23 protein-coding genes are annotated in these 25607 nt (G+C 42.5%); 10 read left to right on the forward strand and 13 right to left on the reverse strand.

The genetic code is table 11. The features are described 5' to 3' along the window. Nucleotides 1-4 precede the first annotated feature (4 nt). Nucleotides 5-670 carry a class I SAM-dependent methyltransferase gene (locus AC5FX4_RS22620; protein ID WP_493608671.1) on the forward strand — a complete coding sequence of 222 codons (666 nt, stop codon included), beginning with the start codon at nucleotides 5-7 and terminating at the stop codon, nucleotides 668-670. On the opposite strand, the gene AC5FX4_RS22625 is transcribed toward AC5FX4_RS22620, so the two are convergent. From AC5FX4_RS22625 to AC5FX4_RS22635, 3 genes are read right to left on the reverse strand one after another with little or no spacing between them, the layout of a single operon-like run. Next, on the reverse strand, nucleotides 642-1025 hold the full coding sequence (locus AC5FX4_RS22625; protein ID WP_493608672.1) for a response regulator: 384 nt from the start codon (nucleotides 1023-1025) through the stop codon (nucleotides 642-644). The two genes, AC5FX4_RS22620 and AC5FX4_RS22625, sit on opposite strands and share 29 nt — an antisense overlap. A 44-nt stretch (nucleotides 1026-1069) precedes the next feature. Continuing rightward, complete coding sequence (locus AC5FX4_RS22630) at nucleotides 1070-1597, reverse strand: DUF6942 family protein (RefSeq protein WP_493608673.1); 528 nt, start codon at nucleotides 1595-1597, stop codon at nucleotides 1070-1072. Further along, the gene (locus AC5FX4_RS22635) at nucleotides 1594-2046 is read right to left on the reverse strand and encodes a YaiI/YqxD family protein (RefSeq protein ID WP_493608777.1); all 453 of its coding nucleotides are present in this window, start codon (nucleotides 2044-2046) and stop codon (nucleotides 1594-1596) included. The genes AC5FX4_RS22630 and AC5FX4_RS22635 overlap by 4 nt, the downstream gene beginning before the upstream one ends. Nucleotides 2047-2347: 301 nt before the next feature. Here AC5FX4_RS22635 and AC5FX4_RS22640 point away from each other — a divergent pair, with 301 nt between their 5' ends. The 4 genes from AC5FX4_RS22640 (at nucleotide 2348) to AC5FX4_RS22655 (ending at nucleotide 8085) form a co-directional block, all read left to right on the forward strand. After that, complete coding sequence (locus AC5FX4_RS22640; RefSeq protein WP_493608674.1) at nucleotides 2348-2872, forward strand: lipocalin family protein; 525 nt, start codon at nucleotides 2348-2350, stop codon at nucleotides 2870-2872. A gap of 182 nt (nucleotides 2873-3054) precedes the next feature. Then, nucleotides 3055-4980, forward strand: a complete 1926-nt coding sequence (locus AC5FX4_RS22645) for an alkaline phosphatase PhoX (protein ID WP_493608675.1) — start codon at nucleotides 3055-3057, stop codon at nucleotides 4978-4980. 72 nt (nucleotides 4981-5052) lie between these two features. Next, nucleotides 5053-6693, forward strand: a complete 1641-nt coding sequence (locus AC5FX4_RS22650; protein ID WP_493608676.1) for an Aq_1262 family (lipo)protein — start codon at nucleotides 5053-5055, stop codon at nucleotides 6691-6693. An 810-nt stretch (nucleotides 6694-7503) separates the two neighbouring features. Further along, entirely contained in the window at nucleotides 7504-8085 is a 582-nt protein-coding gene (locus tag AC5FX4_RS22655) for a uracil-DNA glycosylase family protein (protein WP_493608677.1), read from the forward strand. Nucleotides 8086-8135: 50 nt separating this feature from the next. Here AC5FX4_RS22655 and AC5FX4_RS22660 read toward each other — a convergent pair whose 3' ends face one another. Beyond that, complete coding sequence (locus AC5FX4_RS22660; RefSeq protein WP_493608678.1) at nucleotides 8136-8621, reverse strand: GNAT family N-acetyltransferase; 486 nt, start codon at nucleotides 8619-8621, stop codon at nucleotides 8136-8138. Between the two features lie 96 nt (nucleotides 8622-8717). On the opposite strand from AC5FX4_RS22660, the gene AC5FX4_RS22665 reads away from it, so the two are divergent. The 3 genes from AC5FX4_RS22665 to AC5FX4_RS22675 all read left to right on the forward strand — a co-directional run bounded on the left by AC5FX4_RS22665 (nucleotide 8718) and on the right by AC5FX4_RS22675 (nucleotide 11042). Beyond that, complete coding sequence (locus AC5FX4_RS22665; protein WP_493608679.1) at nucleotides 8718-9629, forward strand: LysR family transcriptional regulator; 912 nt, start codon at nucleotides 8718-8720, stop codon at nucleotides 9627-9629. 353 nt (nucleotides 9630-9982) lie between these two features. Then, the gene (locus tag AC5FX4_RS22670; RefSeq protein ID WP_493608680.1) at nucleotides 9983-10495 is read left to right on the forward strand and encodes a chalcone isomerase family protein; all 513 of its coding nucleotides are present in this window, start codon (nucleotides 9983-9985) and stop codon (nucleotides 10493-10495) included. 10 nt (nucleotides 10496-10505) lie between these two features. After that, the gene (locus AC5FX4_RS22675; RefSeq protein ID WP_493608681.1) at nucleotides 10506-11042 is read left to right on the forward strand and encodes a DUF3833 domain-containing protein; all 537 of its coding nucleotides are present in this window, start codon (nucleotides 10506-10508) and stop codon (nucleotides 11040-11042) included. Between the two features lie 48 nt (nucleotides 11043-11090). On the opposite strand, the gene AC5FX4_RS22680 is transcribed toward AC5FX4_RS22675, so the two are convergent. From AC5FX4_RS22680 to AC5FX4_RS22690, 3 genes are all read right to left on the reverse strand, one after another. Beyond that, complete coding sequence (locus AC5FX4_RS22680) at nucleotides 11091-11549, reverse strand: GNAT family N-acetyltransferase (RefSeq protein WP_493608682.1); 459 nt, start codon at nucleotides 11547-11549, stop codon at nucleotides 11091-11093. Between the two features lie 203 nt (nucleotides 11550-11752). Beyond that, nucleotides 11753-11944 (reverse strand): hypothetical protein, encoded by a 192-nt coding sequence (locus AC5FX4_RS22685; RefSeq protein WP_493608683.1) that lies wholly within the window; start codon nucleotides 11942-11944, stop codon nucleotides 11753-11755. 451 nt (nucleotides 11945-12395) lie between these two features. Continuing rightward, nucleotides 12396-14552, reverse strand: coding sequence for a M3 family metallopeptidase (locus AC5FX4_RS22690; protein ID WP_493608684.1), 2157 nt, complete (start codon nucleotides 14550-14552; stop codon nucleotides 12396-12398). Nucleotides 14553-14753: 201 nt separating this feature from the next. On the opposite strand from AC5FX4_RS22690, the gene AC5FX4_RS22695 reads away from it, so the two are divergent. Next, entirely contained in the window at nucleotides 14754-15332 is a 579-nt protein-coding gene (locus tag AC5FX4_RS22695; protein WP_493608685.1) for a DJ-1/PfpI family protein, read from the forward strand. Between the two features lie 32 nt (nucleotides 15333-15364). Here AC5FX4_RS22695 and AC5FX4_RS22700 read toward each other — a convergent pair whose 3' ends face one another. From AC5FX4_RS22700 to AC5FX4_RS22725, 6 genes are all read right to left on the reverse strand, one after another. After that, nucleotides 15365-18808, reverse strand: a complete 3444-nt coding sequence (locus AC5FX4_RS22700) for an ATP-binding protein (RefSeq protein ID WP_493608686.1) — start codon at nucleotides 18806-18808, stop codon at nucleotides 15365-15367. Beyond that, a complete protein-coding gene (locus AC5FX4_RS22705) occupies nucleotides 18809-19711 on the reverse strand; it encodes a GGDEF domain-containing response regulator (RefSeq protein WP_493608687.1) in 903 nt (300 codons plus the stop codon). Nucleotides 19712-19839: 128 nt separating this feature from the next. After that, nucleotides 19840-20811: a glutathione S-transferase family protein gene (locus tag AC5FX4_RS22710; protein ID WP_493608688.1), complete on the reverse strand. Its 972-nt coding sequence runs from the start codon at nucleotides 20809-20811 to the stop codon at nucleotides 19840-19842. 14 nt (nucleotides 20812-20825) lie between these two features. Then, complete coding sequence (locus tag AC5FX4_RS22715; RefSeq protein ID WP_493608689.1) at nucleotides 20826-21665, reverse strand: pirin family protein; 840 nt, start codon at nucleotides 21663-21665, stop codon at nucleotides 20826-20828. Between the two features lie 434 nt (nucleotides 21666-22099). Continuing rightward, entirely contained in the window at nucleotides 22100-23032 is a 933-nt protein-coding gene (locus tag AC5FX4_RS22720) for a class I SAM-dependent methyltransferase (RefSeq protein ID WP_493608690.1), read from the reverse strand. Nucleotides 23033-23141: 109 nt separating this feature from the next. Then, nucleotides 23142-24863 carry an amidohydrolase gene (locus AC5FX4_RS22725; protein WP_493608691.1) on the reverse strand — a complete coding sequence of 574 codons (1722 nt, stop codon included), beginning with the start codon at nucleotides 24861-24863 and terminating at the stop codon, nucleotides 23142-23144. Nucleotides 24864-24933: 70 nt separating this feature from the next. Between AC5FX4_RS22725 and AC5FX4_RS22730 the strand changes: the two genes are divergently transcribed. Beyond that, the gene (locus AC5FX4_RS22730; RefSeq protein ID WP_493608692.1) at nucleotides 24934-25602 is read left to right on the forward strand and encodes a response regulator transcription factor; all 669 of its coding nucleotides are present in this window, start codon (nucleotides 24934-24936) and stop codon (nucleotides 25600-25602) included. The last annotated feature ends 5 nt before the right edge of the window (nucleotides 25603-25607 follow it).

Below are 25607 nucleotides of genomic sequence, written 5' to 3' on the forward strand. Positions count from 1 at the left end.
GGCAATGCCAACATTTCAAGCCGACGAAGCGCAGCACTATGAGCAACGTATTACCCGACTTGTTCCCGGCTACGAACTCCTGCATGAACTGACCGCTGCACAATTAAAAGTGCTCCTTCCAGACGAAGCGACAATTTTGGTTGTGGGTGCAGGCACCGGCAAAGACATTTTAGCCCTTGCTCAGATGAACGCGAATTGGCATTTCATCGCACAAGACATTTCGCCAGATATGTTGGCGATCGCAGATCAAAATTTTACTAACTTGGGGTTACGTCAAAGAGTCACCATCCATTGTGGTTCGCTAGAAAACCTAACGGAACATATTGATGCTGCGCTGTGCTTGCTTGTTATGCATTTTTTGCAAGATAACGGGGATAAACAAGCACTCTTAGAAAGCATTCGTAAACAATTACCCAACAGGGCGCCTCTATTTGTCGCCGATTTAATGGCAGAAGAAACAAGCTTCGAGAGAGAGGCGCAACTTGCTGCATGTAGGGCATTAGGACTGACGGAAGTCGGCGAACAACGCATGCGATATAATCTACACCATGAGTTTTTTGCGCTTGATAGAATGCGCCTAGGAGAATTGCTTGAGCAAACAGCTTTTGGCACACCCCATTACTATTTTAAAGCGCTGGGGTTTACTGGGTTTGTTTGTCGTGCCGAGTAGCAATATAGTGCAATTGCTTTTGTAATGTATGCAAGTTGAAAGGCTTTACCATCATGCCATCAATTTTGGCCGAGATAAGCGTTAACACAGTGGCTTTTTGATCATCACAACTGACCACTAAGATACTCAACTGTGGTTGATCTTGTTCTTGCCGAACGCGCTCAATTAATTGCTTGCCATTCATTTTTGGCATATTAAGGTCGGTGATCAGTAAGTCAAAGCGAGTTCGCTTTAACAACTCTAAAGCCTGCTGACCGTCAGTCGCCTCTACAATGTCATCATATTCCAACCTTCTGAGCATATTAATCATCACATGTCGCATCAAAGGCATATCGTCTACAACGAGTATTTTCATTCCTTGCTGATCATCCTAAAGCATGCAAAAAGATTGTGTAAATTTTAGTCCAACCCTCTAAGTATGTCGCATAATTTATTGATTTTTATATTGCTTAATTGGCGATAATCTAAAAATGGCGACACCACGAGTCGATATGTTTTATCAACAGCAAACTCTTCATCTAACCACACCAATGAGTTAGTAAAAATATGATCTCTTAATAACTGCTTAGCATAGGTTCGACCAGCAATAACATGATATTGATACTGAGAGGCATGTAAATCTGGAGGACTAAATAGCAACGCCTCTTGGCTGTGCGCCTGCAATAAGCAATCATCTCGATATGATTGCCACGAGGCAAAGTTAGTAAAATTGTGATCTGGATGCTTGAGTTGCGCCAATACCTTCGCGTAGACATTAAATATTTTACGCCATCCATTGCCACAAGCCTGATTGATCGCCTCAATTTCACCTAGGCCAAGCGCTTGAACACCCTCTAATTTGTTGTATTCCATCATAGAAGGACGGTGCTCAATATAAATAGCGAGTAACCCCGCCGGTTTTCCAAAGCCTTGAGTTAGTATTTTCATGGTTTGGCTTGACGTAGTATGCGGTCTAGCGCGTTACCAAACGCTTGTTTATCTGCGCTAGAAAGCTTCGCAGGACCACCGCTCATTTCTACACCACTACTACGCATGGTATCCATAAAATCACGCATATTTAAAATTGATTTAATATTGTGCTGTGTATACTCCTCACCCCTTGGATTAATTGCCAAAGCGCCCAGCTCAATGACTTCTGCTGCCAGGGGGATATCAGCAGTAATGACCAGATCACCTGCTTGCACGCGTTTTACTATCTCATTATCGGCAATATCGAAACCTTTGCTGACTTGCAGTAGGCTAACGTATTTCGTTGCAGGCACTCTCATCGCATGGTTTGCAACTAACGTTGCCATGATCTGAGTACGCTCAGCAGCTCTGAAAATGATTTCTTTCATTACCGCTGGGCAAGCATCTGCGTCGACCCAAATTTTCATCATGGTTTTTATATCCTTCGTTACTTAGTAAATAAGTGATCTTAACCTGTCGAGACATCGTAACCTATTAATTATTTAACCTAAACTCGGGATAATGGATATGACAAAGTTAGTTGTGTTAATCCATTACCAGACCAAATCATACAGTGCTGTTATTTTTGTGAAGTTCAAGGCGAGTTCGCGTACGTAATAGCGAGCTATTGCTAGCGAATTCAACGCAGAAATACGCAAAAAGTGCAGTGCTGTAGCATGTTGCTTATCCCGAGTTCAGGTTATTTACTTTAAAACGTTTGGATTAAGTATGAGAAATACCCTATTTATTGTGTTTTGTTTGGTGCTTCTAATTGCGTGTACTGGAATACCCGATGGAATTACCCCTGTAAAAAACTTTGAGTTAGACCAATATCAAGGTAAGTGGTATGAAATAGCGCGCTTAGATCATCGTTTTGAACGTGACATGAGCAATGTCACAGCCACCTATGAAGTTAATTCAGATGGTACGGTGAGCGTGACTAATAAAGGTTTCCACATGCTGGATAAAGAATGGCAGCAAGCAATTGGCACGGCTAAATTTGTTGGCAAGTCAGACGTGGGGCACCTAAAAGTTTCTTTCTTTGGACCATTTTATGGATCTTATGTGATTTTTAAGCTCGATCAAAAAAACTATCAGTATGCATATGTTACCAGTTACAACAAAGAGTACTTATGGCTACTTTCTAGAACCCCCACTGTCGACCCCGAATTGCTCGAAGATTTCAAGCAAACGGCGCAACAATATGGATTTTCAGTAGAGCAAATTATCTATGTTCAACATAGTGTTATATAAGAAAATTTCAAAAAATTAATGTAAACCCCCTTTACAGTTAAATGACAAGCTTTCACTCGCATTTGCATCTTCGACTTATAACTGTATGAAAATTTTAACATTACTGTCAGTACCTTGTAATACGACAACGACATGCTGTTGCCTCCTCAACAATAATTAGCAATGTATAGTGGAGTAACAGTATGAAGCGTTTAGCTTATTCTTTGGTAGCGTGTGCCGTCACACTTGCGCTTACCGCGTGCGATGGCGACGATGGTGCCAAAGGTGAACAAGGTCCTCAAGGTGTACAAGGCGAAGCGGGTCAAAATGGTGCTGATGGTATTAACGGTCAGGATGGCACCGATGGCCAAAACGGTACCGACGGTCAGAACGGCGCAGATGGCCAAAATGGTACTGACGGTAAAGACGGCAAAAGTGGTGGCAATAGCCTAAATGGTCTTGTACGTATAGCAACAGTACCTCAAGGTGCTGAAGTAACAGGCCTGTTCTTAACTAAGCAAGGCGACTTGTTCTTCAACGTACAACACCCGTCTGACGAAAATAGTAAAGCTGATAGCTACAACGGTAAAGTATTCAACAAAGGGACAGTTGGCGTATTAACGGGCGTTAACTTTAACGAGTTACCAAGCAATATCGTGAGCTCACCTGTACCAGATGCAACCTCAGAATTAGAAAAACAAACGGTTATCTCTGCCATCGGTCAATATCAAGTATTAGGCCAAACAGGTGACCAGTTCACTAGCCTTGGTGCTAAAGGCCTAACGGGTGGCTTGGGTGTGCACTATGGTATTGTATCTAAGCAAGAAATCATCAAAAACGATAACCCAGACTTCAACGGCTTTATTCCAACATCAGACACTGAAGGTTTCTTATTTACCAACTGGGAATCATACCCAGGTGGTATGAGCCGCTTGAAAATGAGTAAAGATACCAAAGGCAAGTGGTCTGTTACTGAAGCTATGATGGTAAACTTTGACGGCGTAAAAGGCACTGCTGCAAACTGCTTTGGTTCGGTATCCCCTTGGGGCACGCCTCTGACTTCTGAAGAATGGATTGTTAATTCAAAGGTCGACACTACAACAGATCCTAGCTGGAATGATCCGGCTGATACAGGTACTGATGGTATTGAAGCGTTAGTTGCACCTGATTTCCCTAACCCTTACCGCTATGGCTATATTGCTGAGGTAACAAACCCAACCACAGATACACCAGATGTTGTTAAACACTTCACCATCGGCCGCTACGAGCACGAAAACTCGGTGGTTATGCCTGACCGTCGTACTGTTTACTCATCTCAAGATGATACGGGTGGTGTGTTATTTAAGTTTGTTGCGGACCAACCGGAAGACTTAAGTTCAGGTACGCTTTATGGCGCTAAATTGACTCAAGATGCGGGCTTAAACGACCCAGCGGTTACTGGTTTTGACATTACATGGGTTAAGCTAGCAACGAGTACCAATGCCAATATTGAAACTTGGGTTGCTGAATACGACAACATCACAACCGCTGATTATGTCGAAGGGAAAACCAGTTACATCTCTATGGCTGACGTACAAGCTTGGGCTGACGGTAAAGCAACTTACCCGACTGTCGCTGAAGGTGGTAGCCCAGTAACGGCAGGCAAGCCAATGGATGACCGCGTTGCCTTCCTTGAGTCTCGTCAAGCTGCGCGCTTAAAAGGTGCGACTGCTGAATGGCGTAAACTAGAAGGCCTTAGCATCAACCATGACCGTGTACTTGAAGCCGTGACGGGTCAAGATGTCATAGCAGGAGAAGTCGTTGAAAAAGCGTACATGTACATCGGTATCTCAGATCTCGACAACACCATGATAGATGGTGAAGGTGATATACAGCTTTCTAACCGCGTTAAAGACTGTGGTGGCGTATACCGTGCGTCAATTGACAACAACTACAACCTGACTCGCATCGAGCCAGTCGTCATGGGCGCCACTTATCGCTCTAGCTTAACAGGCGCAGCACGTTGTGATGTAAACCAGCTTTCTCAACCGGATAACGTGATTGTTATGCGTGATGGCCGTATAATCATCGGTGAAGATGGTTTCCAAGAAAACAATACCCTGTGGTTATACGACCCTAAAGCTAAGTAATAACCTAGCTAATAAAACGGCGCTCAACAAAGAGCCGCCGTTTTTTTTGCCTAAAAATCGGAAGTCATAAAAATGAAATACCCAACTTTGCTCTCCCTACTCGCCATCGCCTCGCTTGCTGGATGCGATGATGCAAGCCAATATAATATTCAAGCGAAAGCCAGCGCCGCTTCAGCGCCTTACGACAATGCGGCACATATTCCCGCGCTCGCATATTTACAGCATGACGAAGTCTATAACGCCGAGTCAGTGATCCCACCTCAGTGCTACACCAAAACGGATGGCGTTAATAACCCCTGTTATGCCTGTCACCAAACGGATAAGAGCGACAAAAATAAACCGAACCAAATGTTTGATGGACATTTACAGGGGAGCTATGACTTTTCAGACTTAGGCACTAAAAATCATTGGAAGAACTTATTCATTGATAGAACCAAGCTAGTTCAAGGTATCAGTGATGAGCAAATTCTGGCTTGGATCAACCACGATAATTACAGCGAATTTATTGCCGCTCAAAAAAACAATACTAATTGGACAGGGGAGATAACCCCCATCGAAAACTTAGCCTATCCAGACAAAGCATTCGATGAACTAGGCATTGCCAGAGACGGCAGCGGCTGGGTGGCATTTAACTACAAACCTTTTCCTAGCACCTTTTGGCCAACTAACGGCTCAACAGGGGATGTCATGATCCGTTTACCTGAGTCATTCAGAACGCAGCAAGGCGTTTATAGCCAAGATGTGTACCTGGCTAACCTAAGCCTAGTTGAAATAGCACTCAAGGGCTTAGAGGGCATATCAACGCCACTTATTGATGAGGCTAGGGTAGGGGTTGACCTAAATGGGGACAGCCAACTTAGTAAAATTGACTACTTGGCTAAACGAGCGAATTATCTAGGCGACACGCAGGAAACGCTCGCATATCAACTTTACCCAGAGGGTACCGAATTTTTACATACAGTGCGCTACATCGGCATAGATAAAGACGGCAATATCTATAATGCACCGCGCATGAAAGAAGTGCGCTATATGAAAAAACATAAGTTTAAGTCTAAAGCGGCACTGGCAGGCTCCTATTACAGAGAAGCAAAAGAGAAGTCATTTGAGCAACTACCGCAAATCTTATACTTAGGCGATCGCGGGGTGAATAACACATTTGGCTGGACTATCAATGGCTATATTGAGGATGAGCAAGGCGCACTGAGACCTCAGCACAAACAGGAACTCGCCTTTTGTAATGGCTGCCATAAAACCATTGGCTCAACGTATGACCAAACATTCTCATTTGCACGTAAAGTTGAGGGGCAAAAAGGCTGGGGCTACATCAACCTAAAGTCGATGACAGATGTACCTAATAAGGGCGACCAGCAAGGCGAGTTTCTGACCTATATGCAACGCGTTGGCGGTGGTGATGAGTTTAGACAAAACCAAGAAATGCTCATGCGTTGGTTCAATAGAGATGGCTCAGTCAATGCAGACAAGGTCAAAAACACGTCAAGTTTGTATGAACTTATTACGCCATCTCCAGAACGAGCGTTAGCCCTCAATAAAGCTTATTTAACCATCGTGAAAGAGCAGAGCTATATTTTTGGTCGTGATGCGACCATTACTGAAGCATCAAACGTCCTCCAGCATGTCGATGAATCTCAAGCCCCTTTAGAACAAGCACATAGGTATGTTTGGGATATGCAACTTGACTGGTCTGAAAAGTAGCCTTGATAAAAAGTTGATCTGTTGCTCAGATCAACTTTTTACTAACTAATTTTCCCGCTCAAAGCCTGAGAAAGAAGATGTTTTAAAACTTACTTGATAGTTAGCTGAAGTCAGTTTCAGCATGAAAATGGGCACTCAAATCGGCCATTATGCTCGATTTGAGTATGCTTAAAACCAAATAAGCTCGAATTCCCCTTTCTCGAGATCATCATTTTACTAACTATGGCTAGATCACACAGGCAAACTTTCATTTAGATCACATTTTTACTAACTGATTAAGCAGAAAAGCGCTTTCCTATTACATAACCTTTTATTAAACAGTCTGTTCCAAAATATCAGATCAAAATTTTACTAACTTAAAGCGCATAAAAAATCCAGTAAAATGGCTTCATATCGCAAAAACATCTCAAAATTACCCCAATATAGTCCAAAAAAATATCCAAGATCAGAGTTATACCAAGTGCAGCGATGGAGATGCTTTCAGATCACTTTATTACTAACTACAGGACTTAAAACCAGGCCTTAGATCACTAATTTACTAACTTAAAGCACATTCAGATCACGATATTACTAACGAGAGTGCCCATTTAATTGTTTAGATCAGATTTATACCAACTTAGCCTTGGTAAAAGTCTGATCTGTCTTTGTAAAACTGTGACAAGTCCCATGGTTATGGTGTAATACAAGTTATCAGTACATAAAATACTGATCTGAAATAACAACATCCCGGTGTACAATTTGCCGAGTTAGTAAATATTGATGCCTAAGCATCCTAGCTAACAAAGAATTCAAATAAACGGTAAGTAAAGAATGGCAAGCGATATAACACCTTTAATACAACAGATCCGAGCTTGCAAAGCATGCGAACCCACTCTACCACTGGGTGCATCTCCTGTGATCCAAGCATCCTCCAATTCTAAAATATTGATTGCCGGTCAAGCACCAAGCCTAACCGTGCATAGAACTGGTAAACCTTTTGATGATGCAAGTGGTAAACGCCTGCGCGCTTGGTTGGGCGTAGATGAAAGCCGATTTTATGATGCGGATCTGTTTGCCATTGTACCGATGGCTTTTTGCTACCCAGGAAAGGGAAAATCGGGTGATCTCCCGCCGCCATCATTGTGTGCCAAAATTTGGCACGACACAGTATTAACGGCGCTCAGTAGCGTGGAACTCACGGTGATCATAGGTCAGCACGCTCAGAAATATCATATAGACAAGGATAAGCCGCTCACTGAACAGGTTGCCAACTGGCAGCAGTACTTACCTCAGCGCATCGTTCTTCCTCATCCCAGTCCCCGCAATCAATTCTGGGTAAAAAACAATCCATGGTTTGAGGCGTGTGTACTGCCACAACTTAAAAACAGGGTAAAACAGATATTATCACCGTAACCACATGCCTGCGCAGATTTGAGTGTGAAAACAACGTACTCTAAAAGTGGTTATTGACCATTCTCAGCAAAAGCTTTGAGTTCATTGCCTGATAAACGATAAATGATCCATTCATCTTGTGGCTTTGCGCCGATACTTTGATAGAAGTCGATAGCTGGCTTGTTCCAATCTAAAACCACCCACTCAAAACGTCCACAATCCTTTTCGAGCGCTAGCTGAGCCAAATATTGCATAATAGCTTTGCCCGCACCATGGCCCCGTTTGTCCTGCGCGACATATAAGTCCTCAAGATATAATCCATGCTTGCCCAACCAAGTAGAATAGTTAAAAAAGTACACGGCAAACCCTATCGCCTCGCCATCTTGCTCGCAGATCACCGCATGTGCTCGTGCATGCTCGGTAAACAGTTTGCTTTCTATTTCTTCTACTGTATTGAGCACGGCATCGGGCTCTTTTTCATAAATGGCAAGATCAGTAATAAATCCTAAAATAGTAGCCGCATCTTGTTTTTGTGCCGCGCGAATTTGAATGCTCATATGAATACCTGATTAATTTGAAAGGTTTAGTGTATGATAAAAATCAAAATGAAAAAAATGCATAGTTTGCAAACACTTTATGAATAAGGTTCATAAATGTTACCTAACCTAGATCTAAATTTACTGAAGCTATTTGCTTCCTTATATAAAAATGCGTCTGTTAGCCAAACAGCACAAGAATTAAACCTAAGCCAATCAGCCTGTAGCCATGCACTCAATCGGCTCAGGCAAAGATTAGGTGACGAGTTATTCGTGCGCATTGAAAACCAAATGGTGCCCACCGTCTTTGCCCAACAAATAGCACAAAACGTCATACCGGCTTTACAACTCCTTTCTCAAGGCCTAGCGCCAACAGAGATGTTTAATCACAATGAACCCACCACATTTACTATCGCTACCACCGATTACACCGCTTGGTGTCTTAAACCTCTGGCTGATTATTTTAACGAGTACCACCCACAGATAAACTTACGCTTTGTTTCTTTAGAGCAGCGGATCCCGCAAGACGCTTTGCAAGACGGTCGATTAGACTTTGCATGTGGTTTCTCTCATCAGTCTCAACTTGACCGCTTGGAAAGTGTAGAAGCGCTTTTTTGGTTTTCTGATAAATATGTAACTGCGGTGTCAGAGCAACATCCACTTGCATCGAAGGCATCTTTATCATTACACGACTTTTTACGCTATCAGCATGTATTAATTGCCCCGTGGAACGAAACCAAGGGCATTGTTGATGTTGCCCTAGGCAAGGTGAAGAAAACCAGAAAAATAGCCATCACAGTACCTCATGTCTTAATTTCTCCCTACTACTTAAATAACTCGCTGCGATTACTTACTTTGCCAGAGGCTTACGCAAGGCAAGTAGCGGCGTCTTTAAACTTAGTGATATTTCAACCGCCTGTACCCGTCCCCAACTACGAAGTAAAAATGTACTTTCACAAGACCCGAAAGAATGATGCTAAGTTGCTATGGTTTTTAGAAAAATTTAAGGTGATTCTTAGGGCGTGTTGATCTTTGCAGTGTGTTTTTGCAGCAGTCATTCGGTTATTTTGGCAAGGCAGAGCCTGCGTCGCATAGTTATTCTATGTAAGTCAGGCGATAACGCAGAAAAAATGACCGAATGACGCTGCCCTACGGGTTCAACCAAAGGCTTCCACTACGGCGTCATGCGCTACTCGCATAGTTCACTATGTGTCATAGCGCATTTCTGGTATTGAAAGCCTTTGATTTGAACAAAAATCATACCTCAAAGTTCAACACGCCCTAATTTGTAACGGCCCTTTACAAGCAAAATAAAGGTTATTAGATCCACAAACGGCCAACGTGCGTACCACTATATATTGAATAAAATAATGGTGATAAAAATGATACGCCTGTTGCTCGCAATTTTAATATGCTTGTATACCACTAACGCAACCGCTTCGATAGCACAACAGCTATTGCCCAACGCACAAGCCGTAGGGAATAGCCCAACACTCACCTACCTATTTTGGGACGTGTATACAGCCACATTGTACGCGCCGAATGGGCAGTTCAACGATGATCAACCTTTTATATTGAAACTCCAATACCTTCGGGAATTAAAGGGTAAAGAGATAGCAAAACGCTCAATCGAAGAAATTGAACTGCAAGGTTTTAACGATCACGAGCAGTTGCAGGTTTGGCTTAAGCAGATGACCAATATTTTCCCAAATGTTTATGATGGAACAGAGCTTTACGGACTGCGCACCAAAGAGGGCGTAAGCAAGTTTTTTAAAGGGAGCGAGTTTATTGGCGAAATCAACGATCCCAACTTTGCAAAGTACTTCTTTTCGATTTGGCTCGGAGATAAAACATCACAGCCTGATATGCGAAAAGAGCTGCTCAATCTAAGATAAGGGAGAAAAGATGAAAAAGACGATAGCGACACTGCTAATGCTGACGGGATTATCAGGTTGTGGGATCAGTATTGACCCAGATAAATACCTATCTAACGAGCCTAAGTTTGAACCATTTGAATTTTTCCATGGTAATGTCAATGCTTGGGGCATAGTCCAAAACCGCTCCGGGGATATTGTCCAACAATTCACCGTCACCATCGAAGGTAATATCAATTCGTCTGGTACGTTAGTCTTAGATGAAGAATTTACTTACCAAATAGGCCAAGGCATAAAGCGACGTGTTTGGGAACTGACTAGGTTGAATGACAACCGTCTTGAGGGCAAGGCAAACGACATCCTCAATCCTGCAACGGGGCAGATTTATGGTCATGCGATGCGCTGGCAATACAGTATGGACCTACCCGTAGACGATACTTCTTATCGCGTTAATTTTGACGATTGGATGTGGGCATTCGATACACAAACACTGATCAATCGTTCTTATATCAAGAAGTTTGGCATAACGATGGCAGAAGTAACCATCTTTATGCAAAAAGCCAACTAGACGGTTCATCAGAAGCGATAACAGCAAACGCGGTTATCGCTCGAGGCGTTAATTTAACGATAGCTCCATAAAAACACTCAATGGATTATCGCGATAAAAACCAAAACAATCACATCGTTCAAAACCCAAGTTTTCATATAAATGAATCGCTTCAGTTTGTTTGCTACCTGTCTCTAAACGGATCAAGGGAATTTGTGCTTCACCAGCATAATGCAGCAATATCTGCATTATGCGTCTCGACAAACCTTTACCACGGTAACTTGGGCGTACATATAGACGCTTTATTTCACCGTAAAGTGTTTTATCAAACTGCTTTACAATTGCCCCACAGGCGACAATACCATCTTCATTTTTTAATCCAACGGCATGTACATTAGGCTGACGTAATTCTTCTAATGATAAAGACTGCGCACTTGCAATTGGATATAAGGTATTCATGAGTCGGTCGATTTCGGAAAAAACTTCAATAACACTCGGGTCTTCAGGGTTCAATTCGACTAACTGCATAGGCGTTTCTCTGTAATTATCGTATTTTTGCAAATAAAAAACGTAAACAGACTATACAGAGTTGAAAATAATGAACAAGTAAAATTCGCTCACAGCAACATTAATTGAGCTAAATTTTCTGCTTAGAAATGAACGGGTATTTTGGAAAGGACGGGGGAGTACTTGAATTTATACCACAAATTGCAAAAACTTAGAGACTACATCTATTCGTTATTAGACTGCTCATTACACACCTCATACGTGCATTGCGTGTGCTCACCCTCGACACCAGTATGTTCTGCCTGAGTCGGAAAAGTGAATAAAGTTAAAGCTAATAGCAATAGTGTTATAACGACCGTAACAGGCAAAGTGAGTTGCTGTTCAGAATCTACATTGTATGTACGAAACAAAGCCATGATGCGCTCCAAAAAATACCTAGCTAACTAAAGCACAACATCCTTGAGTGAAACCTTTTTAGTATTAGCGAATAAAACTACGTAATTGACTAAAGTATGAGTATTTATAACAAACGAACAAAAAAAACTCAACCTAAGTGATTAGTGGGAACTGAGAAAGCAATACAAAAAAACTAAAAAACTCAATTAATTTACTTAAAATCAATGAATTAATAAACTCATCTGACCAGATAAAAAATTACACAAAAATACTATAAATTAGCTGGTAGGGCTTAGTTTTACAGGGAGGCTAATTAAAAAAACAGGTAAAAATGGCTGAAATCAATCCGTAAAGGACCTTTACAACAAGGTGAGAAAAGAAACGAAAAAATACGTTTATAGCGGCTAAAAAATTCAGCGAACATCATCGCCTAAGAAAAAGGGAGCAAGCAGCTCCCTTAACTAATATTAATTAAAGCTTAACTGGGAAACCTCTGTCACGCATCAATGCGCTAACGTCGGCATCACGTCCACGGAACTTGCGATAAGCTTCTGCCGGGTCCATTGCATTTCGAACTGAGAACAAGTATTTCACTAGGCGACCTGATACTTCAGGATCATAAAAGCCACCTGGCGCACTTGCAAATGCTTCAGCAGCATCCGAAGTCAATACCTCAGCCCATAAGTAACCATAATAGCCAGCGGCATAACCTTCACCAGAGAATACATGGCCAAAGTGCGTGCTACGGTGGCGCATTACCAGCTCGTTTGGCATACCTAGTTTCTCTAACTGTTCCTTTTCAAACTTAGCAGGGTCAATCTGCGCAGGATCTGTACTGTGATATAGCAGATCCATGATTGCAGACGCCATATACTCCGTTGTTGCAAAACCTTGATTAAAAGTTGCTGACTTTTTAATCTTCTCGACCAACTCTTTCGGCATTGGTTTACCAGTTTCTTGATGAACTAAGAACTTATCAATTACTTCATCAGTCGTTAACCAACGTTCAAGTAACTGAGATTGGAACTCAGTATAGTCACGTACACCGCTATGTGAGCTTGGATAAACGACATTGGCTGACAAGAAATGCAGCGCATGACCAAACTCATGGAAATAAGTCTCAGCGTCTGACCAAGAGATAAGAGTCGGCTTACCTTCAACACCTTTAACAAAGTTTGAGTTGTTAGAGCTAAGCACATTCGTTTCACCTTCAAGCGTAGTGAACTCACGATAAGTCGTAGCCCACGCACCTGAGCGCTTACCTTTACGAGCAAATGGGTCTAAATACCACAAACCAATATGCTTTCCAGAAGTTTTGTCTTTTACTTCCCATACTTTTACATCAGGGTGGAATACTGGCACCTTACCAGCTGGCACTTCAGAAAACTCAAAGTTAAACAAGCGACCTGCAACATAGAACATTGCTTCTCTTAGTTTATCTAACTGTAAGTACTGTTTAACTTCGTTTGAATCCAAGTCGTATCTATCTTTACGCACTTTCTCCGCGTAAAAACGATAATCCCAAGGTGCAATCTTAATACCCGCACCTTCTTTGTCTGCAATCGCTTGCATGTCCGCAACTTCTTCATCGACACGTGCTATTGCTGCTGGCCATACTTTGTTCATTAGCGCCATCGCATTGTCTGGGTTCTTCGCCATGCGATCTTCTAAACGCCACTGCGCATAGTTTTCGTAACCAAGTAAATTAACGCGCTCATGGCGCAACGTTAAAATCTCTTTGATGATTGCATTATTATCATACTGATCGCCATTGCCACCACGGTTGTAGTAGTTGTTCCACACTTTCTCACGTAAATCACGCTCGCTTGAGTAGGTCAAAAACGGATCCATTGAAGAGCGCGAATTCGTAATAGCATACATGCCTTCTTTGCCGCGCTCTTTTGCCGCTGCCGCAGCCGCTTCAATAAATGATGCGGGTAAACCTGATAATTGCTTGTCATTCAAGTAAACGACATAGTTTTCTTCGTCAGCAAGCACATTGTTTGAAAACTTTGTGTACAGAGAAGCGAGTTGTTGGTTGATTTCTGCGTAACGCGCTTTTGCTTCACCAGTCAATGTTGCACCATTACGTGCATAGCCGTTATACGTCAACCATGTAATACGTTGTTCTTCGGCAGATAACTGTTTTAATTCATCACTCTCATAAACCGCTTTAATACGAGCAAACAATTGACTATTTTGCGTTATTTTCGAGTAAAATGCCGATAGTTTCGGTGCCATTTCCCCTTGAATTGCACGTAATTCAGGGCTCGACATATTAGAATTCCAAATACCATAGTAGGTATAAACGCGGTCTAGTGTTTTACCCGATTTTTCAAGTGCAACAATAGTATTTTCAAAAGTGGGTGATTGCGGGTTATTCGCAATTTTTTCAATTTCAGCTAAGTTTTCAGCCATTGCAAACTCAAGTGCAGGCTTAAGATCAGCAATATCCATTTTGTCGAATTGAGGAACGCCTTGATAAGGCCCTTTAAACTGCTGAAGCAGCACGTTCTGCTGTTCTACTTGCTCAACAGCAACCTTATTTTCTTCTACTGTTGTTGAATTACAGCCTGACAGTGCAAGTACAATTGCAGCACTTAGAGCCGTGATTGTTGGTTTTATCATAGTGTGCTCTTTTGATATTTTGTTTGATTTAAATTTTAATTTAACGCATGTAGTCTATGGCAGGTACAAAAAACTGCAACCAATAAGCGGTAAAAAGACAATTATTGCGGCAAAGCTAAATTGTACTAATGATAACAGTGACCAATAATTCAAAGGTGGTCAAAGCTGAAAACGCTAAACGTTACATGCATGGGAGGGAAAATGGAAATTGGTATATTCATCTATGATGGAGTGAAAGTGCTTGATTTTTCAGGTCCTTATGAGGTTTTTTCAACCGCAAACCGTTTTACTTCCGAACACTTAAGTGTCAGCCTAGTTGCCCCATCTCAAGCCCCCGTCAGAACAAGAGGAGGGATGAGTGTCAACCCCCATTACAGTATCTACGCCAACCCACACTTTGACCTGTTAATCGTCGCCGGAGGAAAGCACAGCGGCATTATGAAAAACCCAGTTATACTTCATTGGCTTGCGGAAACAGCGCAGCATACCAGAGCGTGTGCTTCGGTATGTACTGGCGTTTTTCTTTTTGCGGAAGCAGGGCTTATTGATGGTAAGAAAGTCACAACCCACTGGGAGGACCTAGAAACGCTTAGAGCCAATTACCCTCAGTTAGAAGTTGTAGAAAACACACGCTGGGTTGAGGATCAAAATTTTACTAGCTCAGCAGGGATCTCTGCTGGCATTGACATGAGTTTATCTATCCTCAAAAAACGCTTTGGCGAAAAGCTCGCAAAGAAAACGGCACGTCAAATGGATTATCCATGGCCAGGCAACTCATAAATACACTATTGATAATCCATAGTAACTCGGTGTCAACTCGCGGCATTCAATATATCTGCATCTATCTGCGCATATACGGAGTGTAATTCTCGCTCAAGTTGACTGTGCAATTGTTTATACTCACTAACGTGTTTGCTATCAGCGGCTGACTGCTCTAATTGCCCAGCAAGATGGTGTAACTGCTTCGCACCAACATCTCCCGCTTGGCCTTTAATTGCATGTGCAGATTGCTTTATTTTTTCGACAGATTGATGTTCAATCGCGTCTTGCAGCTCGGCAAAACGTGCTTTTGAACTTTCCTTAAAAAGCTCACAAATTTTTATATACAATGACTCGTCTCGCATCAACCTATCAAGCGCAGCTTCTTTGTCTAATGTCGGTAACTGTTGCTCATCTGAAAACTCATCTCCATCTTGCTCTAAATATGCATCAACAACCTGAGCCTCCGACAGCGCCATGCTTTCGTCAGCGCAATACTGAGCAAGCTTGTCAAAAAGAATTGTCGCGTTAATAGGCTTAGTAATGTATTCATCCATACCTGATGCCAAGCACTTTTCCTGCTCACCCAGCATAGCGCTGGCCGTTAAAGCTATGATTGGCACTGACTTGTATTTCGTAGTGCCCCTTCCCTCTCTAACAGCCTCAGTCGCTTCATAACCGTTCATAACAGGCATATTGCAATCCATTAAAATAGCCAATATATCCACATCTTGCGCCGCTAACTGGTTCAATTTATCTAGGAGTTCATGCCCAGAGTGAACGAGAATAGAAGTGATATTATGCGTATTCAAAATTCCCCTAGCGACTTCAAGGTTTATTTGGTTATCATCGACAACGACCACCGTTTTACCTACCAGAGATAAAAAGCGTCCTCCCACAGTTCCTTGGTTTGTTCTTGGACTTGTATATTCAAACAAACTTAAAGCTGTTTCTTTATCAAATGTAGCAAGCACATCAATATAGCGAGCAGGCTTAGTAAATGCCGCTAAACAGTTTTTTGGTGGTAAAGGGTCATTGACGGGATCATAGATAAAGCATGCTTTAGTGTCGACGTGCGGTGAGGTTGAGAGGTTTTGTCCAAGTTCAGTGCCAAGGTCAATTAACCAAAAGTCAGCCTTATTTAAGTCACATAACTTTGCCCCATACAATGAAAAGACTTTTTTCCAATAAGCTTCTTCAGCCTGAGTTTTTGTCGCTAAAAACACATATTTATCAGCTAAAAAAGGGACTACCTCTAACCGTTTAGCATCGGCACTATGAAACGGCAAAGAAAACGTAAAAATACTCCCTTTTCCTTTATCGGAGCGAAACTGAATGTCGCCCCCCAAAAGCTCACATAGCTGCTTACAAATAGACAAGCCGAGTCCGGTTCCACCAAATTCGTTGGTGATTTCTTTAGACTCTTGTTGAAACGCTTGAAACATATTCGCTTGCTTGTCTTTGGCTATGCCAACCCCAGTGTCTCTTACTGACACTTCAAGCCACACTTTATTGTCATCCAGTTGAGTAGCAGCGTGTATATAAACGCCGCCCTTATTTGTGAACTTAACGGCGTTGCTGAGCAAGTTATACAAGATTTGTTTAACACGAGCCGCATCTCCCGTAAGACTCACGTAACGCACATCAACGACATCCAACAAATACTCAATATTTTTTTGCAGCGCATCAATACCCACAGAGCTTGCAACATGCTCGAGCACTTGAATTGGATGAAAAGGGCGAGCATCAATTTCTAGCTTCCCAGCTTCAATTTTCGACAAATCCAGTACGTCATTAATTAAGTTTGTGAGTGTTTTAGCGCTGGTATTCATCATATCTAAATAGTTGATTTGCTGCTGACTTAATGGCTCCCTTCTAACTAAATCCAACGTCCCCAATATACCGTTTAACGGGGTACGCATTTCATGGCTTATGCTTGAAATAAATGCACTTTTAACTTTTGATGATTCTTCTGCGCGGCGCTTTTGGTAATTTAATTCCAATGTTCTTTGTTCGACCTGTAATTCCAACGATGCATTGATCCGTTCAATTTCCGCCTTCGCCTCATTTCTTTCCGTTACATCACAGATGAACAGCGCAAAACCAAGTAATTCATCTTCGGTCGAATGGATAGGTGAAACGGTTAAATACAAATCAATATGAGTGTTTTGTCTTTGAATACTGATTTCCAATGAGTCAAGCGGCTTATCACATGTCACTTTAGTCAGTGTGTGTTGCAAAAACTCCGGCGGAATGTCTGGTTCAAGTATCTTATAGGTGGGTGCGTTTATTTTTTTTAACTCAGGAAAGAGCAGTTCAGCCGCGTCATTATAACTGGTAATTTTAAGCTCTTTATTGAACCCAATAATTCCATCAGACGCCCCATTAATGATATTCGCCAATTGTGAACGCGCCTCAAGCAATTGATGACTATTTCTAAAATAGAGCCAAAGCACAAATAGACCCACACTGGAAATAATCGCTATCACCGCCAACAAAGCGTAGGCATCCACTCTGTTTTGCATCAAGTGTTGTTCATAACGCGCATAAGGCATAGCGCTCACTACCCAAACTTTTCCCGCAGGAGAGACAGTGGACGTATAAAGTTCCTGTTTCTGAACAAGGTGTACAATTTGAGCATTATTCCTGTCGGTGACCTTCATGATGGGGTCCAACCGCCAAGGCACCTCAGCATAGTAAGACTGCCAAGTCACTTTGGGCTGTAAATCTTGAGAAAAGCGCAGGGCTTGCTCTGGATGATAGACAAAATGTCCATCATTTGTGAGCAACTGCAATTGCAACCCTTCTGGTATACTTCTCAATATTTCATCGATAAGCGACTGCCCATCAATATTAACGATCAACACAGCAAACAGGTCGTTTTTTTCATTAAAAACCGGCGTAGAAATACGTAAGGTGGGTTCTAACGGGAACGCTATCGTGCCACGTTCTTTATTTAGGTCAATTTGTGATGCGTATATTCTTCTTTCAGGCAGCTTAATGGTCTCAACGAAGTAATCTCTATGGGCTTTGTTTTGGAGTTTACTATCAGGCTGAACAACAACTAAGCCACCATACCTATCACTCCTAACCAGTTCATCCCCTGTTGATGCATCAATTAAGCGTAACTGCTTAATGTCGCCATAGGTATGCATCATTGACGTAAAAATGGTCCCTAAACGATTTTTCCATTGTTGCGTCGTTGTGCCATCTTTTGGATCTATATTGTTATTGTTTGCAGCTCTTGAAATGCCTTGAATAGGCGGTGTATCGACCAAAAAATGAATATAATCTTTGTATTCATGTACTTCATCATCAAAAACACGCTTTTTTAGGGTCAGTAATTCTGATAATTCTGTGGCCACTTGACGCTCAGTTTGCTTTATTATTTTGCCATCAAAAAACCACAGTACTGCAACAACAACGCATATAAGCGTGAAGATATACAGCGCAAACGAAGAGGGCTTTAACCAATTTTTTGTAGTTCCAATACGCACTTATAGCTCCTTAATAGACGCTTGATTTTTACCACTGTGCTTTGCTCGATATAACTGCTTATCTGCCGAACTTAACCACACTTGGCCATCTGTTTGTGTAACTTCAGGGCTATAGACCCCACCAATACTCAATGTGATTCGCCCCAAAGACGATGATTCATGCTGTAAATCCGCATCGTATACACATTGATTAAGCGCAGCTGAGAGTTTTTCTAAGCCATGCTGGTCGACTTGAGGCACAATACAAACAAACTCTTCTCCGCCATAACGAACCACTGAGTCTTCGCCTCTTAATAGGTTGTCTTTAATGATATTTGCAACTCGCTTTAGGCAATCATCACCTTTTAAATGTCCATAGAAATCGTTGTATTTTTTAAACCAATCTATGTCTGCCATGATCAGCGAAAATGCATCATGGTTACGCTTTGCATAAGATAGCTTTTTATCAAGTTCGAAAGTCAAATAGTGGCGGTTATACACCCCGGTTAAGCCATCAATAAATGCCATTGATTTGAGCAATTCATGTTGACGCTTCAACTTCACCTGGGCCGCTACTCGATGCTTTAAAGTCAACGCATTGACGGGTTTAACAACAAAGTCGCCGCCACCCGCTTCCCAGCATAAGGTTTGTTCATTATCTAGATTATGAGAGGTAACAAAAATGACTGGAATATCCACTGTGGCAGTATTTTTTTTAAGCCGCTTGCAGGTTTCAAGTCCGTTCATGCCGGGCATTTCCACATCCATCAAAATCACATCTGGGAGATGAGATTGGCAATACGCAATGCAGTCCTCACCGCTGGCACAACATGCAACATCATATTCTTCTGATAGTATGGTTTTAAGAACAAGCGCATTAAGCTCGTCATCTTCTACCAACAATAGTTGTGCGGATGCGGTCACTTTTCCATAAGCCTCAATGATTAGGAGAGCTACAGCTAACTGTAGTTTATGTCAAAGTAATTGCAAAAAGTCAGGGCTCAGTAACACAACAGCGCTGAGTACTGGTCCTGAATAATTATTAAGAAAGGTTACAAACGGTTATGTGCCGAACCGTAATCTATGCAAGGACCCTTAGGCACAATTTGGGTTGGGTTAATTAAAGTGTGGCTGTAGTAGTAATGACGCTTGATATGATCAAAATTAACCGTGTCCATCACTTCTGGCCACTGATATAACTCACGGATGTAATTAGCAATGTTAGGGTAATCTTCTAAACGCTGCTTATTGCATTTAAAGTGACCGTGATAAACAGCATCAAAACGGATCAGTGTCGTGAACAATCGCCAGTCCGCTTCAGTTAGCGTATCACCTGTGAGATAACGAGCGCTTGCCAGCATACCCTCTACTTGTTCGAGCGCCGCAAATAGCGCCTCATAAGCTTGTTCATAGGCTTCTTGAGTCGTCGCAAAACCACAGCGATATACGCCATTGTTGATGGTGGTGTACACAAAGTCATTCACTTCATCGATTTTGTGGCGCAATGCGTCAGGGTAGTAATCATCAGTATTCCCTGTTACCTCATTAAAGGCCGAGTTAAACATACGGATAATTTCACTCGATTCATTACTCACGATGCGATTAGTCTGTTTATCCCACAACACGGGGACGGTTACACGACCACTATATTGTGGGTTGTGGCGAGTATACACTTGATGCATAAATTGCGAATCAAACAGCGCATCACCCGTACTACCTTGCGTTTTATCAAAGCTCCAGCCATGTTCAAGCATATCGGTGCTCACCACAGAAACCGAAATATGTGTTTCAAGACTTTTTATTTTCCTGAAGATCAGCGTTCTGTGTGCCCAGGGGCACGCCAATGACACATATAAGTGGTAACGCCCTGATTGCGCTTTAAAACCCGCTTCACCAGTCGGACCTGCGCTACCATCCTTTGTTACCCAATTACGCAATTGCGCTGCTTCACGTTCAAATTTACCGTCACTTTTGGCCGTGTCATACCACTTATCATGCCAAGTACCGTCAATGAGTAGTCCCATCTCTTTCTCCCTATTTAGACAATTTCACCAAACCGGCCTTGTTGATAATCTAACATGGCTTGTTCTAATTCCTCACGGGTGTTCATGACAAAAGGTCCCATATGTGCAATTTGCTCTTTAATGGGTTGTCCTACCAAAACGAGCATGCCTAATCCAGCCTGACTTGACTCGATTAATAGCTTGTCTTGCGGTTGCACCTCCAATAAATGACCTTCTGAATACTGTTCGCCTTTTAACTGGCCACTGTAGATATAAAGCAGCACCTTGCCCTGTGCTGACACATCCAACGTTGCTTTTGAATAGGCAGGCAAAATTAAATCTGCAATCGCGCCTTCGCCAGCAAGACCTTGTACTGCACCTGAGATACTTTGCCCATCCATTTGCCAGTTGCCAGCCAGCGCTCTCAACTGTGCTTCATATTGGTTTTTCAATACCGGCATGCTGCCAGATGATGAATCTTGATAACGTGGTGCATTCATTTTTTGCTTTGCTGGCATATTCAACCAAATTTGAAAACCGTGAAGCCCTTCAACTGCATCTTTTAGTGGCATTTCACTGTGCAATACGCCTCGGCCAGTACTCATCCATTGTGCATCTCCTGCACGAATGGCTTTCTTGTTGCCCATGTGATCTTGATGCTCAAATCCCCCTTTGAGAATATAGGTGAAGGTCTCTATTCCTCGATGCGGGTGCGGTGGAAAGCCGCCAATATAGTCGTTTTCATTATCCGACTTAAGCTCATCAATCATTAAATAAGGATCTAGATATTGATTTTGAAACCCAGCAATACGGTTAATACTGACCCCTTCACCGTCTTTTGTGGGATAAGATTTTTGCACTCGAATGATGTTCATTATGTACTCCTAAGTCGCACACTTGTTGCTGATAAAGCCCACTCTACCACGGTAATATACGATTAAAAATTAGCAAATTATGGGTTATTCATTCTTAAAATAAGAACATTGTTTGCATTTTAAAAACAACGTAGGACGTGCAAAAAAATCATAAAATAAAACGAAACGTCTCGATGAAGTATTTGCACAACACGGTATCACTGAGCATCAGCGTATTTGGCATCCTCTGCAATTTTTTACAGTGGGTGAAGTAACCCGCCAAGCAATCGCCACTGAAAACCCTGATTATGTGCCTTATGCAATAAAAAGGGTCTCTACGCCAAGTCATGGGATGATCAAACAGAGCTAGAGCAACATTGGCTCTCTTATATTAACGGGCAAACAACGTTAGAAGATGCTTTGCAGAACTTAGCAAAAGCCATCAAAAACCGAGCTTAGTCAGCTCGATATTTAAATAGCAAACTTTTTAAGCTCGCCTCGGGATCTATATCTTCAAATTCAGGTGGGTTTTCTAAGCGTCTAACAAACTGAATGTTAGGCGCTTGTTCTGCCATTTCATCTATCAAAAATTGCGAGGTTAGGCTTGGATCATTCACACACGCCAATACTTCGCCACCTTCACTCAATAATTCAGGCAGGCGACGTAAGATTTTCTTATAATCTTTGGTCAGCGCAAAGCTGCCTTTTTGAAAAGAAGGGGGATCGATGATGATCATATCATAAGGCCCAAACTTACGAACTTTGCCCCACGATTTAAACAGTTCATGACCTAAAAACTTTACTTTCTCAAGCGCATGACCGTTGGCTCTATGGTTATCACGGCCACGACTCAAAGCCGCTTTGGCCATATCTAAATTCACCACTTGAGTTGCGCCACCTGCTATCGCAGCCACAGAAAAGCCACAGGTGTATGCAAATAAATTCAGCACATTTTTGTTTTGTGCATTGTCTTTAACCCATTGACGACCCATGCGCATATCCAAAAACAAACCATTATTTTGCTTGTTGCTAAGATCCAGCAAAAAAGTCAGGTCGTTTTCAACTACGGGCTGTTCTTGCTTCAATTCTCCGAACAAAATTTCAAGCTCAGTGGTGGTACGATGATGTAGCAAGATGCTTTTTACATGCTGCTGAAATAAAGGCAGTTGCAGCCAACCGTCAACCATCGAGCGCAATGCGTCTATAAATTCAGCTTCAGGTTGTTTGAACAATGAGATCAGCAACTGGCCATCTAACCAATCAACCGCAATATGTTCCAAGCCTTCAAAGCGTCGGCCTCGGCCATGAAACAGGCGGCGTACTTCATTTGGGAAGCTATCCAGTTGATGAATATAGTGATCGAGTTGAGATAAGGCTGCTGAGATCATAATTACGGATGATTAATCAAAAAAAGAGCGCCATTGTACGCCTATTTTCAAAGCGCCACCACTGATGCGGCGTGCGATGTCAAAATCGCGTACCGCATCAGCACAATTATCACTCTTGCTGATAAACAATTTCACCATCGAGCAAGGTCATAACCACTTGAGTGTTTTTAATTTGTTGCGCCGTTGATTCAAACAAGTTGCTATCCAGTACCACCAGATCGGCACGCTTTCCGACTTCAATACTACCCACTAAGGTGTCTTGCTTCATCGCGTAGGCACCATTGATGGTATAGGCTTCAATGGCTTGTGCTAGCGTGACATTTTGTGGTGCACGAGACAGCGCATGACTAATGCCAACAAATGGATTGAAGGTGCTGACATTCCAATCACTGCTCAGAGTAAGCGTTGCACCTGCATTGGCTAAACTTTTAATTGGGATCAGATCTTGTGAACGCTCATAACCAATCAGTGGAATATTTTCAGCCCAATGGCTTGGATCGCTAAAGTCTCCCGCCACTTGCGCATCAGCTATCACACCCAATTTGTTAAAGCGTGGTATGTCTTGTGGGTCAACTACTTCTAAATGTGTGATACGGTGTCTTGCATTACCACCAGAGGCATTTTCGATGGCATTGAGCGCTTCATGAATACCTCTGTCACCAATACCATGAATATTGAAATTAAAGCCGATTGGTTCCAATGCCTTGATGTATTTTTCTAAGCGAGCTTGGGTAAAGTAGTTAAGCCCTTTATTCTCAAATAAGTTCAGCCAATTAACATCGTACGGCTCATGCATGGCTGCGGTGCTGTTAACCAAAATACCGTCCATGTAAAACTTAACTTGATCCACTTTTAACAAGCTATTGGCACCGCGCTGGTACATAGACACTAAACTTTTGAGCTGACGTTCATCGTTCATTTCTGGATAAGCCCACAGCCCTAAGCTTACACGCAACGTGAGTTTATCTTCATCGGCAACACGCTGCCATGTTTCAAGGTGACCACGTTGCCAGTAAGTACGCGCATCACTAATTGATGTGATCCCCACTTTGTTTAATTCCGGCATGGTGTATTCAATCAAGCCTAAATAGTCTTGTAAACTCGCATCTGGGCGCGAACGCATCGCCAGCTCCATCACCTGATTACCCGCATTATCATACAAAATACCATTTAAGTTACCTTGTTCATCTTTACCTATCACACCACCCACAGGATCAGCGCTTTGTGCCGTGATCCCCGCAAGCGCTAGCGCTTTACTGTTGAGCCACATAGAATGGGATGTTTGCTCCATGATGATCACAGGGCGATCTGCAACCGCTTCATCAATTACCGCCAAAGGCGCGTTTTCCATCTCTAATAACGTGGCAATTTCATGACCATAACCAATCAACCAGCTCGCATTCGAGTGTTGCTGCGATGCTTGATAGATCATATCGATATATTCATCCTCAGTCGCAAAGCCTGGAAGCGTAAATTGCGTCACTTCAGACGCTGATTCCAAAGGGTGAATATGCACGTCATGAAACCCAGGCAGCATCATTTTACCTTTTAGGTCGATGACTTGTGTGTTGTTATCTACATACTCATTCACATTTGCACTGTCACCCACGTAAATGATTTTGCCATCTTTAAGCACCACCGCTTGCGCCCATGGCTGATCACTGTTGACGGTATACACTTGCCCATTGGTAAACACCTTAGTGGCTTTTGAGGTTTGCTCAACAGCGATTGGTTGATTAGTGGATTGTGTCTGCTTTGTGTTGTCGCCACAGCCTGACAAAGTACAGCTTATTGCTAATAGTGAAGTATAAATAAACATAGAACGACTCATAGTTGACTCCTTAGGGTTAGCAATACACTATCAAAGCAGTGGTAACGTTAAGGTAACAGTATAGGTGAACATGTTAGTTTTACTGGTGGAAGATGACTCAACACTCGCGACACATACCATCGACTTTTTGGCGCACGAGGGGATTGAGGTCGATTATGCCAGCACGGTAACTCAGGCTTTAGCCATCAGTGCCCACCAAGTTTATGATGCCATCATCCTCGATATCAATTTACCCGATGGTGATGGGCTGACCTTAGCTACGCAATGGCAAAACACCCGCAAAGAACCCATTTTATTTCTCAGCGCGCGCGATGGCTTAGAAGACAAGCTCAATGCTTTTTCTGCTGGCGCCTTAGATTACATCACCAAACCCTTTGCTTTAGCAGAATTGGCCGTTCGTATTAAATTGCTGGCACGTAAAACAAATGGTGAGCCACAGAGCTGTTTTGAACTCGACACGTTGAACGTTAATCTCGACGCCAAAATTATTACCCGTGGCGAGCGGGCCGTTGTGCTTTCCCCACAACAATGGCAACTACTCGAAATTCTCATTCAGCATTACCCAAATCCGGTAAGTAAAGAGGCCATACTCAAACACATATGGCCCGATCAAGACTGCAACAACAATATGTATAAATCCCTATTAACTCGCCTACGTAGTAGTCTTAGCCGCGAGCAGGAACCACAAGTATTACAAACCCTAAAGAAACAGGGTTTAGTGCTTAGAGTTGAAAGTTAAGGTCG

The organism is Pseudoalteromonas sp. ATL1 (assembly GCF_058933015.1).

Excerpts from the sequence above, each read along its gene's own strand:
- AC5FX4_RS22645 (WP_493608675.1), top strand. The coding sequence starts at position 3,055 with ATGAAGCGTTTAGCTTATTCTTTGGTAGCGTGTGCCGTCACACTTGCG.
- AC5FX4_RS22630 (WP_493608673.1), bottom strand. The coding sequence starts at position 1,597 with ATGAAAATACTAACTCAAGGCTTTGGAAAACCGGCGGGGTTACTCGCT.
- AC5FX4_RS22670 (WP_493608680.1), top strand. The coding sequence starts at position 9,983 with ATGATACGCCTGTTGCTCGCAATTTTAATATGCTTGTATACCACTAAC.
- AC5FX4_RS22620 (WP_493608671.1), top strand. The coding sequence starts at position 5 with ATGCCAACATTTCAAGCCGACGAAGCGCAGCACTATGAGCAACGTATT.
- AC5FX4_RS22690 (WP_493608684.1), bottom strand. The coding sequence starts at position 14,552 with ATGATAAAACCAACAATCACGGCTCTAAGTGCTGCAATTGTACTTGCA.
- AC5FX4_RS22725 (WP_493608691.1), bottom strand. The coding sequence starts at position 24,863 with ATGAGTCGTTCTATGTTTATTTATACTTCACTATTAGCAATAAGCTGT.
- AC5FX4_RS22720 (WP_493608690.1), bottom strand. The coding sequence starts at position 23,032 with ATGATCTCAGCAGCCTTATCTCAACTCGATCACTATATTCATCAACTG.
- AC5FX4_RS22625 (WP_493608672.1), bottom strand. The coding sequence starts at position 1,025 with ATGAAAATACTCGTTGTAGACGATATGCCTTTGATGCGACATGTGATG.
- AC5FX4_RS22715 (WP_493608689.1), bottom strand. The coding sequence starts at position 21,665 with ATGAACATCATTCGAGTGCAAAAATCTTATCCCACAAAAGACGGTGAA.
- AC5FX4_RS22655 (WP_493608677.1), top strand. The coding sequence starts at position 7,504 with ATGGCAAGCGATATAACACCTTTAATACAACAGATCCGAGCTTGCAAA.
- AC5FX4_RS22730 (WP_493608692.1), top strand. The coding sequence starts at position 24,934 with ATGTTAGTTTTACTGGTGGAAGATGACTCAACACTCGCGACACATACC.
- AC5FX4_RS22635 (WP_493608777.1), bottom strand. The coding sequence starts at position 2,046 with ATGAAAATTTGGGTCGACGCAGATGCTTGCCCAGCGGTAATGAAAGAA.
- AC5FX4_RS22650 (WP_493608676.1), top strand. The coding sequence starts at position 5,053 with ATGAAATACCCAACTTTGCTCTCCCTACTCGCCATCGCCTCGCTTGCT.
- AC5FX4_RS22695 (WP_493608685.1), top strand. The coding sequence starts at position 14,754 with ATGGAAATTGGTATATTCATCTATGATGGAGTGAAAGTGCTTGATTTT.
- AC5FX4_RS22680 (WP_493608682.1), bottom strand. The coding sequence starts at position 11,549 with ATGCAGTTAGTCGAATTGAACCCTGAAGACCCGAGTGTTATTGAAGTT.
- AC5FX4_RS22640 (WP_493608674.1), top strand. The coding sequence starts at position 2,348 with ATGAGAAATACCCTATTTATTGTGTTTTGTTTGGTGCTTCTAATTGCG.
- AC5FX4_RS22675 (WP_493608681.1), top strand. The coding sequence starts at position 10,506 with ATGAAAAAGACGATAGCGACACTGCTAATGCTGACGGGATTATCAGGT.
- AC5FX4_RS22660 (WP_493608678.1), bottom strand. The coding sequence starts at position 8,621 with ATGAGCATTCAAATTCGCGCGGCACAAAAACAAGATGCGGCTACTATT.
- AC5FX4_RS22665 (WP_493608679.1), top strand. The coding sequence starts at position 8,718 with ATGTTACCTAACCTAGATCTAAATTTACTGAAGCTATTTGCTTCCTTA.
- AC5FX4_RS22710 (WP_493608688.1), bottom strand. The coding sequence starts at position 20,811 with ATGGGACTACTCATTGACGGTACTTGGCATGATAAGTGGTATGACACG.
- AC5FX4_RS22685 (WP_493608683.1), bottom strand. The coding sequence starts at position 11,944 with ATGGCTTTGTTTCGTACATACAATGTAGATTCTGAACAGCAACTCACT.